Raw genomic sequence first — 11,313 nt, 5'->3', positions numbered from 1 at the left:
GACGCCGCCTTTGTGAAGCGAAGCGCTGTTGCGTTACGTCGATCAACCGTGCTTCATCTCATCCAGCGCCAGGTTCAGTTGCAGCACGTTCACGCGCGGCTCACCGAGAATGCCGAACTGACGGCCGCTCGTATAACGATCCACCAGCGCCTGCACGTCATTCGCTGCGAGCTTGCGTGCCTTGGCGACGCGTTCGATCTGATAAGCCGCTGCGGCAGGGCTGATCTCCGGGTCGAGACCGCTGCCCGACGACGTCACCAGATCGACCGGCACCGGCTTCGACATATCGGTGCCGGCGGCTTTCAACGCGTCGAGGCGGCCTTTGATTTCGTCGAGCAACGCCGGATTGGTCGGGCCGAGGTTCGAGCCGCCTGAACCCTGCGCGTTGTACGGCATCGGGCTGGTGGCCGACAGGCGGCCCCAGAAGTATTGCGGCGCATCGAACTGCTGGCCGATCAGCTTCGAGCCGACCACCTTGCCGTCCTGCTCGAGCATGCTGCCGTTGGCCTGATCGTGGAAGGCCGCCTGACCGACCGCGGTCATCACGGCGGGATAAGCAAGGCCGGTGACGGCGGCGAGCACCGCGAAGATCACGATCAACGGACGGAACAGATTTTTCATGATGAATGATTCCTTGTGAACTGGCGAACTGGCGAACTGGCGCTTAGACCCAACCGAACGCGGCGAGCACCATATCGATCAGCTTGATGCCGATAAACGGCACGATGATCCCGCCCAAACCGTAGATCAGCAGATTGCGGCGCAGCAGGATCGCCGCGCCCAGCGCGCGATAACGCACGCCCTTGAGCGCCAGCGGAATCAGCAGCACGATGATCAGCGCGTTGAAAATCACCGCCGACATGATCGCCGAGGTCGGCGTGGCCAGATGCATCACGTTGAGCGCATTCAGCGCCGGATAAGTCGTGGCGAACGCGGCCGGAATGATCGCGAAGTATTTGGCGACGTCGTTGGCAATCGAGAACGTGGTGAGCGAACCGCGCGTCATCAGCATCTGCTTGCCGATCTCCACGATCTCGATCAGCTTGGTCGGATTCGAATCGAGGTCGACCATGTTGCCCGCTTCCTTCGCGGCCTGCGTGCCGGTGTTCATCGCCACCGCGACGTCGGCCTGCGCGAGCGCCGGGGCGTCGTTGGTGCCGTCGCCGGTCATTGCCACGAGGCGGCCTTCGGCCTGGTGCGCGCGAATCGTGGCGAGTTTCGCTTCCGGCGTGGCTTCGGCGAGGAAATCGTCGACCCCGGCTTCCGCGGCAATCGCCGCCGCCGTCAGACGGTTGTCGCCCGTCACCATGATGGTCTTGATGCCCATCTTGCGCAGTTCGGCGAAACGTTCCTTGATACCGCCCTTCACCACGTCCTTCAACTCGATCACGCCGAGCACGCGCGCGCCCTGCTCGCCTTTCTCGGCGACCACCAGCGGCGTGCTGCCGCGCCGCGCGACGTCGGCCACGGCGTTGCTCACTTCATTCGGGAAACGGCCGCCGTTAGCTTCGACGTAGTTCTTCACCGCGTCGGCCGCGCCCTTGCGAATTTCGCGGCCCGGCAGATCGACGCCGCTCATGCGCGTTTGCGCGGTGAACCCGAGGAACGTGGCATGCAGCGAGGCCATATCGCGTTGACGGATGTTGAAGCGCTGCTTCGCCAGCACGACAATGCTTCGGCCTTCCGGCGTTTCGTCGGCAAGCGACGACAGTTGCGCGGCATCCGCGAGCGCTTCTTCCGTCAAGCCCGGTGCCGGCACGAACTGCGAAGCCTGGCGATTGCCGAGCGTGATGGTGCCGGTCTTGTCGAGCAACAGCACATCGACGTCGCCGGCGGCTTCCACGGCGCGACCCGAGGTTGCGATCACGTTCGCCTGCATCATGCGGCTCATGCCGGCCACGCCGATCGCCGACAGCAAACCGCCGATCGTGGTTGGAATCAGACACACCAACAGAGCGACCAGCGCGGTAATCGTCACCACGTGGCCCGCTTTCGCCGCTTCGACGGAAAACATCGAGAACGGCAGTAGCGTCGCGGTGGCGAGCAGCATCACGATCGTCAAGGCGACCAGCAGAATCGTCAGCGCGATTTCATTCGGCGTCTTCTGACGCTTCGCGCCTTCCACCATCGCGATCATGCGATCGAGGAACGCTTCGCCCGGATTCGCCGTGACGCGCACCACGATCCAGTCCGACAGCACGCGCGTGCCGCCCGTCACCGACGAAAAGTCGCCGCCCGACTCACGGATCACCGGCGCGGATTCGCCCGTGATCGCCGATTCGTCGACCGACGCCACACCGTCGATTACTTCGCCGTCGGCCGGAATTACGTCGCCGGTTTCGACCAGCACCACGTCGCCCTTGCGCAGATCGGAAGCCGTCAGAATGCGGATCGGCGACTTCGGATGCGGCTCGTTCAGCTTCTTGGCCATCACGTCTTTCTTCGCGCTGCGCAGCGACGCCGCCTGGGCCTTCGAACGGCCTTCGGCGAGCGCTTCCGCGAAGTTGGCGAACAGCACCGTGAACCACAGCCACAGCGTGACCGCGAGAATGAAGCCCGCGGGCGCCTCGGCCTGGCCGCCGAGCGCGGCGATCCAGAGAATGGTCGTGAGAATGCTGCCCACGTACACGCAAAACATCACCGGATTGCGGAACTGCGTGCGCGGCGTCAGCTTCTTGAAGGAGTCCACGATCGCCGGGCGCAGCAGCGCTGGGTCGAACATGGACCGGGTTGCATTATGTTCAGTCATTGAATCCTCGAATTTCCCGTTTGCGCCTGCTCAGTCGTTGGCCGCGTGTGCCATCCCGACGGGCCGCCTCAATGGGCGCCCATCATGATCAGATGTTCGACACCAGGACCGAGCGCGAGCGCGGGCACATAAGTCAGCGCGCCGACCAGCAGCACCGTGCCGAGCAACAGCACGACGAAGAGCGGTCCATGCGTGGGCAACGTGCCGCCCGTTACACCAATGCGCTTTTTCGCGGCCAGCGAACCGGCAATCGCGAGCACCGGAATGATCGTGCCGAAGCGGCCGAACCACATCGCGATTGCGGTGAGCCAGTTGTAGAACGGCGTGCTTACGGTGAGGCCCGCGAATGCGCTGCCGTTGTTATTGGCCGCCGAGCTGAACGCGTAGAGGATTTCGGAGAAACCGTGCGCGCCGGGGTTGGCGATGCCCGCCTTGCCCGCGTCGCTCAATACCGCGATCGACGTGCCGACCAGAACCAGCAGCGGCGTGAGCAGCACGACGATCGACACCATCTTCATCTCGTACGCTTCGATCTTCTTGCCCACGTATTCCGGCGTGCGGCCGATCATCAGGCCCGCCACGAACACAGCCAGCATCGCGAATACGAGCATCCCATACATGCCGGAACCCACGCCGCCGAAGATCACTTCGCCGAGCTGCATCAGCAGCATCGGATAGAGGCCGCCGATCGGCGTCAGCGAGTCGTGCGTGTTGGTGACCGCGCCGCACGAAGCCGCGGTGGTCGCGACCGTGAAGATGCCCGATTGCGCGATGCCGAAACGCGTCTCCTTGCCTTCCGCATTGCCGCCCGATTGCAGCGCGTTAGCCGACTGGTCGACATGCAAGGCGGCAATGGCCGGATTGCCGGCCTGCTCCGCGCTGATCTCGCCGAACACGCAGACCGCAAACGCGATCGTCATGGCGGCGAGCACGGCCACGCCCTGCTTGCGGTCCGCAATCATGCGGCCGAACACCAGCGCGAGCGACGCGGGGATAATCAGGATCGAGAAGATCTGCAGGAAGTTCGAGAACGGTGTCGGGTTCTCAAACGGATGCGCCGAGTTGCCGTTAAAGAAGCCGCCGCCGTTGGTGCCGAGCATCTTGATCGCTTCCTGCGACGCGACCGGGCCCATGGCGAGGGTTTGCGTCTTCACGGGCGTATCCACCGTGACCGGATTGCCCTTGGCGTCCTTCACCGGGTTGCCTTGCGCGTCGAGCTTGGGCGCGGCGTACGTGGTGGTTTGCAGCGTCGGCACGTCCTGATAGGTCTTGAAGTTCTGAATCGCCCCCTGGCTCATCAACAGCGCCGCGACGATCGCCGACATCGGCAGCAACACGTACAGCGTCACGCGGGTCAGATCGACCCAGAAGTTGCCGATGGTTTGTGCCGTGTGACGCGCAAAGCCGCGAATCAGCGCAATCACCACCACGATGCCGGTGGCCGCCGAGAAGAAGTTCTGCACGGTGAAACCGAGCATCTGCGTTAGATAACCTACCGTCTGCTCGGGCGTGTAATCCTGCCAGTTCGTGTTGGTCACAAAACTGATCGCCGTGTTGAACGCGCCGTCGACCGTCATCGGGCCGAACTGCTGCGGGTTGCCCGGCAGCCAGCCTTGCACGCGCAACAGCAGGTAGAGAAACGCGACGCCGAGCACGTTGAAGGCGATCGTGGCGATCGCGTAGTGCTTCCAGCTCATTTCCTTCGACGGATCGACGCCCGCGATGCGATACAGCAGACGTTCGACGGGACCGCCGAAGCGGACCACGCGCGAACTGCCGTCCATCACGGCGCTCAGATAGCGGGCCATCGGCACCGCGGCTGCCAGCAGCACGACGATGAAGAGGCCCGCTTGCAGGACATTGTTCGAGTTCATTCAATGTCCTCCGCGCGCAACAGCGCATAGACCAGATAGGCGAACAGCAGCGCGGTCGCCGCGCCCGATAACCACAGAATCCAGTTCATGAGCGCGCTCCCTGCCCACGGCGGAACTGCATCAACTTCTCGCAGCCGGCAATCAACGCGAAGGTCAGCGCGGCAAACAGCACCAGCCCCCCGACATACAGCACATCCATTTTTGTTCTCCATTACACGGACTTTGGATAGCCGCAACGTTATGCCGATCCGTGTAAAGGCCCGGTCAAAGATGGAGTGGCGTGTATAAAAATCGCGTAAACGAACAAGGCTGTTCCATCCTGCGATGGAACAGCCTTGGGTGGGCTGCGTCAGGCTTTGCGGCGTGCGGCGCCGGTTTGACCAGGGCTTGGGCGCGTCCGTCAATGAGCTTCGTTTTTATACGGCCGTCGCTATCGCGCTCAGGTCATCGTCGTCCGTTACGGCAGGAGCACCGTCGAGCCCGTTGTGCGGCGCCCTTCGAGATCCGCATGCGCGCGGCCAACGTCGGACAAAGCGTAACGCTGATTGATGCTCGTCTTGACTTTGCCCGACACCAGCACATCGAACAACTCGGTGGACATTGCCTCGTAATCGCTGCGTTTGGCGATGTAGGTAAAGAGCGTCGGACGCGTGAAGAACAGTGAGCCACGTCCGGCGAATTCCGACGAATCGATCGGCGGCAACGGCCCCGACGCGTTGCCGAAGCTCACGAACATGCCGAGCGGCGCGAGGCAATCGAGCGAGCCCGTAAACGTGTCTTTACCGATCGAGTCGTACACCACCGGCACGCCCGCGCCGTTGGTGATCTCGCGCACGCGTTTGGTGAAGTTCTCGCGCGTGTAGACGATCGCGTGATCGCAACCGTGCGCCTTGGCGATCTCCGCTTTCTCATCCGAGCCGACCGTGCCGATCACCGTCGCGCCGAGCGCCTTCGCCCACTGGCACGCCAGCAGACCGACGCCGCCCGCCGCGGCCTGGATCAGGATCGTGTCGCCGGCTTTCACGGGATACGTGCGGCGCAGCAGATATTGCGCGGTGAGGCCTTGCAGCATCACCGAGGCGGCCTGCTCGTCGCTCAACGCGTCGGGTACTTTCACCGCCTGCGCCGCCTGCAGCACACGCTCCTGCGCATACGCGCCGGGCGGACGTCCCACGTACGCGATGCGATCGCCCACCTTCAGACCGCTGACGCCCGGGCCGAGCGCCGTCACTTCGCCGGCCGCTTCCATGCCGAGACCGCCGGGCAACGGCAACGGATAGAGACCCGTGCGGAAGTACACGTCGATATAGTTCAGCCCGACCGCCGTCTGCCTGACGCGGATCTCGCCCGCGCCCGGTTCGCCGACTTCGACGTCGACCCACTTCATCACTTCGGGACCGCCGGTTTTATCGAATCGGATTGCTTTGACCATCACGTCTCCTTGAGGTTGGTTTTGATTCAGGCGTGCCGGAAGCGACAGCTCAAACCTGTTGCGTGAGGCGCAAGGTCAGCGAGTCGAGCACCATGCGCGCCGTCGAAATGTTGGTCGCGCACGGAATGTTGTGCACGTCGCACGCGCGCACCAGCGCGTTGATGTCCGGCTCGTGCGGCTGCGGCGTCATCGGATCGCGCAGGAAGATCACCATGTCCACGCGCCCTTCCGCGAGTTGCGCGCCGATCTGCAGATCACCGCCGTGCGGACCGGACAACATCCGCTCGACCACGAGGCCGTGCGCGTCGGCGATGCGCCCGCCGGTCGTGCCGGTCGCCACGATGTCGCAGCGCCTGAGCGTGTCGACGTATTCGCCGGCCAGTTTGACGATATCGTCCTTCTTGTGATCGTGCGCGATCAGCGCGATGCGGGTGGTCATGACGTAAGACTCCTGAAACCGTTGTGATTGTCGTTGTTGTGGTGGTGCTTGTGGTGATGCTTTAGGACGTGCCGTTCAGAACGTCCCGGGGTAGGCGCCGCCGTCGATCAGCCAGTTCTGTCCGGTGATATAGCCGGCATGCACGCTGCACAGGAACGCGCAGGCAGCGCCGAATTCCTCGCGGGTGCCGAAACGGCCGGCGGGAATCGTCTTCGTGCGCTGCTTGCGCGCCTCGTCGACGGAAATGTTCTGCGCCTTGGCTTGCGCCGCGAACGTGACGCCGATGCGGTCGGTATCGAACAGCCCCGGCAGCAGGTTGTTGATGGTCACACCGGTGGGCGCGACCTTGCGCGCCAGTCCCGCGACGAAACCGGTCAGCCCCGAGCGCGCGCCATTGGACAGCCCGAGCACGTCGATCGGCGCCTTCACCGCCGAACTCGTGATATTGACGATGCGCCCGTAACCTTTCGCGCTCATCGAGTCGATGGTCGCGCGTATCAGCTCGATCGGCGTGAGCATGTTGCTCTCGAGCGCACGGATCCAGTCTTCGTGCGTAAAGTCGCGGAAGTCGCCCGGCGGCGGGCCGCCCGCGTTGTTGACCAGAATGTCCGGCTGCGGACAGACGGCGAGCGCCGCAGCCCGGCCTTCCGGCGTGGTGATGTCGCAGGCCACCGTCTTCACTTCCACGCCGCTTTGCTTGCGAATCTCGGCGGCGGTCGCCTCCAGCGTCTCGGCGGTGCGCGCGACGATCGTCAGGTTGACGCCTTCGGCGGCGAGCGCTTCCGCGCAGCCGCGCCCCAAGCCTTTGCTGGCCGCGCAGACCAGCGCGGTGCGTCCTGCGATTCCCATGTCCATATGTGTGCTCCTCGTGAAGTTGTGCCGCGTGCGAGACACCGGGCCGCCGCAAGTTTTCTTACGTTCCTCAGAGGCCTGGCGTAAAGCGACAGGTCCGGGGCCGCATTCTGGCGAAACCGCGCACCGCCTCGAGGGCTCTCCCCCGGCCTCGGCCTTGGCGAGATCTCCCGGACCCTCGCGCGGCAAGTTTCCCCGATTCTAGAAGAATCGGTGCCGGACTGCGGCGGGCCGCTGCAATCTCCGGTATCTTCCGGCGGCACTCTTTCGGTAAACTTGCGCCGTGGCGCGTCCGCCAGCCAGCCGGTTTCCCGGCCGCGCGGCGCGCCGAACCGATCCCTCTAGCCGCCCCGTGCGCACCCGCCATGACCCAGGACAGCCGTTTTCCCAATCTCTTCATCCTCGATCACCCGCTGATCCAGCACAAGCTGTCGCATATGCGCGACCGGGATACCTCGACTCGCACGTTCCGCGAACTGCTGCGTGAAATCACGCTGCTGATGGGCTACGAGATCACCCGCAATCTGCCCATGACCACGCGCCGCCTGACCACGCCGCTCGTCGAGATCGACGCGCCGGTGATCGCCGGCAAGAAGCTGGCGATCGTACCGGTGCTGCGGGCCGGCATCGGCATGTCGGACGGCCTGCTGGAACTGGTGCCGTCGGCGCGGGTGGGCCACATCGGCGTGTACCGTGCCGAAGACCATCGCCCGGTTGAATATCTGGTGCGTCTGCCCGACCTCGAAGACCGCGTATTCATCCTGTGCGATCCGATGGTCGCGACCGGCTACTCCGCGGTGCATGCGGTCGACGTGCTCAAGCGCCGCAACGTGGCCGGCGAGAACATCATGTTCCTCGCGCTGGTCGCCGCGCCCGAAGGCGTGCAGGTGTTCCAGGACGCCCATCCGGACGTCAAGCTGTATGTTGCCTCGCTCGATTCGCATCTGAACGAGCACGCGTACATCGTGCCGGGTCTCGGCGACGCCGGCGACCGCCTGTTCGGCACGAAAAACTGAAAGCGGCCTGAAAAGCGCGTGACGGCGCGCGCCGGCCGCCGTCATCACGCACTTTTCGCGGCGTTCGCCGCTATCTCGTCCTCTGCCGCGCCCCTGCGGCGTGATAAAATTCGAATCCGCTCAAAGAGCGGCTCAATTCGCATTACCGTCGACCACACCGCCTGGCGCATCGCGCCTTTCGCGGGGCCTGGCAGGCCGGCGCGGCGTTTGCCGCGTGCGAGCAGCACCGCCCCGTCCCAATCGCGCTGCCGACTCGCGGTCCCGCCAACCGGGCCCGGCTGGCCGCGATCAGGCTCGATACGCACAGCCACGGCGGGTTGGCCACGAACAGTTGAGCCGGACAGTCAGGCAGCGGGCGGTTTGACAGCGAGGCGCACAATACCGCGAACGCGCGCACAGGCGCGCGAACACGAGCAAGCGCCCGACATCGCAACGACAATTGCACAATGCGTGCGCCCCACCGGCGCGCGCGATGGAGAACAGGTATGGCGGGTCATTCGAAATGGGCCAACATCAAGCATAAGAAAGCAGCGGCCGACGCCAAGCGCGGCAAAGTCTGGACGCGGCTCATCAAGGAAATCCAGGTCGCGGCGCGCATGGGCGGCGGCGACATCGACTCGAACCCGCGCCTGCGGCTCGCCGTCGAAAAGGCGTACGACGCCAACATGCCGAAAGATAACGTCAACCGCGCGATCCAGCGTGGCGTGGGCGGCGTGGACGGCGCAAGCTACGAAGAAATCCGCTACGAAGGCTACGGCATCGGCGGCGCGGCGGTGATCGTGGACACCATGACCGACAACCGCACGCGCACGGTGGCGGAAGTGCGTCACGCGTTCTCGAAGAACGGCGGCAACATGGGCACGGACGGCTCGGTGTCGTTCATGTTCGATCACGTCGGCCAGTTCCTGTTCGCGCCCGGCACGGCGGAAGACAAACTGATGGAAGCCGCGCTCGAAGCCGGCGCCGACGACGTCGTCACGAATGAAGACGGCAGTATCGAAGTGCTGTGCCCGCCGAACGATTTCCCGAAAGTGAAGTCGGCGCTGGAAGCCGCCGGCTTCAAGGCCGAACTGGCCGAGGTGACGATGAAACCTCAGACGGAAGTCGAGTTCACCGGCGAAGACGCCGTGAAAATGCAGAAGCTGCTCGACGCGCTGGAGAATCTGGACGACGTGCAGGAAGTCTATACAAACGCCGCGATCGCCGACGAATGAGCGTGCCACGGCAGCGCGTGGCGCATGCACTTGCACTTGCACTTGCATGCACCCACGCCCGCGCCGCCGGCCGGCCCTCGTGTCGTTGCTGAGCGGGCGTGCGTGTGGCCTCACATCGCGCGACCACCCGGGTTCGTACTGTGCCCTGCGCGCCGCCACCGGCTGCTGCGGGCTCCTTGCGAACCTTGCTGTCATTCCACGGCTGAGCGTGCTGCGTCAGCCGTTTATGGTTTTTAAGTCTCGGGGATTCACATGAAGTTACTCGTCGTCGGTTCCGGCGGTCGCGAACATGCACTCGCATGGAAGCTCGCGCAATCGCCGCGGGTTCAGCTCGTCTACGTTGCTCCGGGCAACGGCGGCACCGCCCAGGACGAGCGTCTGCGCAACGTCAACATCACCGAGCCGGCTGCGCTCGCCGATTTCGTCGAACAGGAACAGATCGCCTTCACGCTGGTCGGGCCGGAGGCGCCGCTGGCAGCCGGCATCGTCAATCTGTTCCGCTCACGCGGTCTGAAGATTTTCGGGCCGACCAAAGAAGCCGCCCAGCTCGAAAGCTCGAAAGACTTCGCCAAGGCGTTCATGAAGCGCCATGCGATCCCGACGGCCGAATACGAAACCTTCGCCGACGTCGCCGCCGCGCACGCGTATCTCGACGCCAAGGGCGCACCAATCGTCATCAAGGCCGACGGCCTCGCCGCGGGCAAGGGCGTGGTGGTCGCGCAAACGCTGGAAGAAGCGCACGCCGCCGTCGACATGATGCTGTCGGACAACAAGCTCGGCGACGCCGGCGCGCGTGTCGTGATCGAGGAATTCCTCACCGGCGAGGAAGCGAGCTTCATCGTGATGGTGGACGGCAAGCATGTGCTGGCGCTCGCGTCGAGCCAGGATCACAAGCGTCTGCTCGACGGCGACCAGGGTCCGAACACGGGCGGCATGGGCGCCTACTCGCCCGCGCCGATCGTCACGCCGCAACTGCACGCCCGCGTGATGCGCGAAATCATCCTGCCCACCGTGCGCGGCATGGAGAAGGAAGGCATCCGCTACACGGGTTTCCTGTACGCCGGTCTGATGATCGACGCGCAAGGCAACCCGAAAACGCTCGAATTCAACTGCCGCATGGGCGACCCGGAAACGCAGCCGATCATGGCGCGTCTGAAGGGCGACTACTCGAAGGTGGTCGAGCAGGCGATTGCCGGCACGCTGGATACGGTGGAACTGGAGTGGGATCGCCGCACCGCGCTCGGCGTCGTGCTCGCCGCGTACAACTATCCGGACACGCCGCGCAAGGGTGACCGCATCAACGACATTCCGGCTGAAACCGCGGATTCGGTCACGTTCCACGCCGGCACTACGCTGGCGGACGGCAAGCTGACCACCTCCGGCGGCCGCGTGCTGTGCGTGGTGGGACTGGCGGATTCGGTGCGCAGCGCGCAGTCGGTCGCGTACGAGACGATCAACCAGATCTCGTTCGACGGCATGCAGTATCGCCGCGACATCGGCTACCGTGCGTTGAATCGCAAGCACGACGTCAAGACCGACGGCAAGCACTAAGCCACGACCCCACTCGCCCGCGTGCGGCGCCAACGGCGCTACACTGCGGGTTTTCGCGGCGAGTTTCGCTTCGCTATCCACGCCCGCGGCATGACCTGGGCCGATATGAACCGACGCAGGCCCGACGTGGCCTGACCGAAGCCCGACGCGGCGGCAGTATTCCGCCCGAAGCGAAAAACCGTATGG

11 protein-coding genes are annotated in these 11,313 nt (G+C 64.5%); 3 read left to right on the top strand and 8 right to left on the bottom strand.

Going from position 1 to position 11,313, the window contains the following annotated elements; genetic code table 11:
- Positions 1-42: 42 nt before the first annotated feature.
- From kdpC to B0G81_RS30995, 8 genes are all read right to left on the bottom strand, one after another.
- Positions 43-621 (bottom strand): potassium-transporting ATPase subunit KdpC, encoded by a 579-nt coding sequence (gene kdpC / locus B0G81_RS31030; RefSeq protein WP_134140671.1) that lies wholly within the window; start codon positions 619-621, stop codon positions 43-45.
- A gap of 43 nt (positions 622-664) precedes the next feature.
- Positions 665-2,749, bottom strand: a complete 2,085-nt coding sequence (gene kdpB / locus B0G81_RS31025; protein ID WP_134140669.1) for a potassium-transporting ATPase subunit KdpB — start codon at positions 2,747-2,749, stop codon at positions 665-667.
- A gap of 68 nt (positions 2,750-2,817) precedes the next feature.
- The gene (gene kdpA, locus B0G81_RS31020) at positions 2,818-4,623 is read right to left on the bottom strand and encodes a potassium-transporting ATPase subunit KdpA (protein ID WP_134140667.1); all 1,806 of its coding nucleotides are present in this window, start codon (positions 4,621-4,623) and stop codon (positions 2,818-2,820) included.
- Positions 4,620-4,712 (bottom strand): K(+)-transporting ATPase subunit F, encoded by a 93-nt coding sequence (gene kdpF / locus B0G81_RS31015; RefSeq protein WP_007583461.1) that lies wholly within the window; start codon positions 4,710-4,712, stop codon positions 4,620-4,622. The genes kdpA and kdpF overlap by 4 nt, the downstream gene beginning before the upstream one ends.
- Positions 4,709-4,822 (bottom strand): hypothetical protein, encoded by a 114-nt coding sequence (locus B0G81_RS31010; RefSeq protein ID WP_007175652.1) that lies wholly within the window; start codon positions 4,820-4,822, stop codon positions 4,709-4,711. The genes kdpF and B0G81_RS31010 overlap by 4 nt, the downstream gene beginning before the upstream one ends.
- A gap of 258 nt (positions 4,823-5,080) precedes the next feature.
- Entirely contained in the window at positions 5,081-6,055 is a 975-nt protein-coding gene (locus B0G81_RS31005; RefSeq protein WP_106280314.1) for a quinone oxidoreductase, read from the bottom strand.
- Between the two features lie 49 nt (positions 6,056-6,104).
- Positions 6,105-6,494, bottom strand: a complete 390-nt coding sequence (locus B0G81_RS31000; RefSeq protein ID WP_106280312.1) for a methylglyoxal synthase — start codon at positions 6,492-6,494, stop codon at positions 6,105-6,107.
- 75 nt (positions 6,495-6,569) lie between these two features.
- Positions 6,570-7,349, bottom strand: coding sequence for an SDR family oxidoreductase (locus B0G81_RS30995; RefSeq protein ID WP_106280311.1), 780 nt, complete (start codon positions 7,347-7,349; stop codon positions 6,570-6,572).
- Between the two features lie 362 nt (positions 7,350-7,711).
- Here B0G81_RS30995 and upp point away from each other — a divergent pair, with 362 nt between their 5' ends.
- From upp to purD, 3 genes are all read left to right on the top strand, one after another.
- Positions 7,712-8,362, top strand: a complete 651-nt coding sequence (upp, locus tag B0G81_RS30990; RefSeq protein WP_012432337.1) for a uracil phosphoribosyltransferase — start codon at positions 7,712-7,714, stop codon at positions 8,360-8,362.
- Positions 8,363-8,847: 485 nt separating this feature from the next.
- A complete protein-coding gene (locus tag B0G81_RS30985) occupies positions 8,848-9,576 on the top strand; it encodes a YebC/PmpR family DNA-binding transcriptional regulator (protein ID WP_106280309.1) in 729 nt (242 codons plus the stop codon).
- A 252-nt stretch (positions 9,577-9,828) separates the two neighbouring features.
- Positions 9,829-11,127, top strand: coding sequence for a phosphoribosylamine--glycine ligase (gene purD, locus B0G81_RS30980; protein ID WP_106280307.1), 1,299 nt, complete (start codon positions 9,829-9,831; stop codon positions 11,125-11,127).
- The last annotated feature ends 186 nt before the right edge of the window (positions 11,128-11,313 follow it).

Origin of the sequence: Paraburkholderia sp. BL6665CI2N2, assembly GCF_004366535.1 — a bacterium.
In the GTDB taxonomy this organism is placed as follows: Bacteria; Pseudomonadota; Gammaproteobacteria; order Burkholderiales; family Burkholderiaceae; genus Paraburkholderia.
This window is presented reverse-complemented; position numbering and strand designations above follow the sequence as displayed.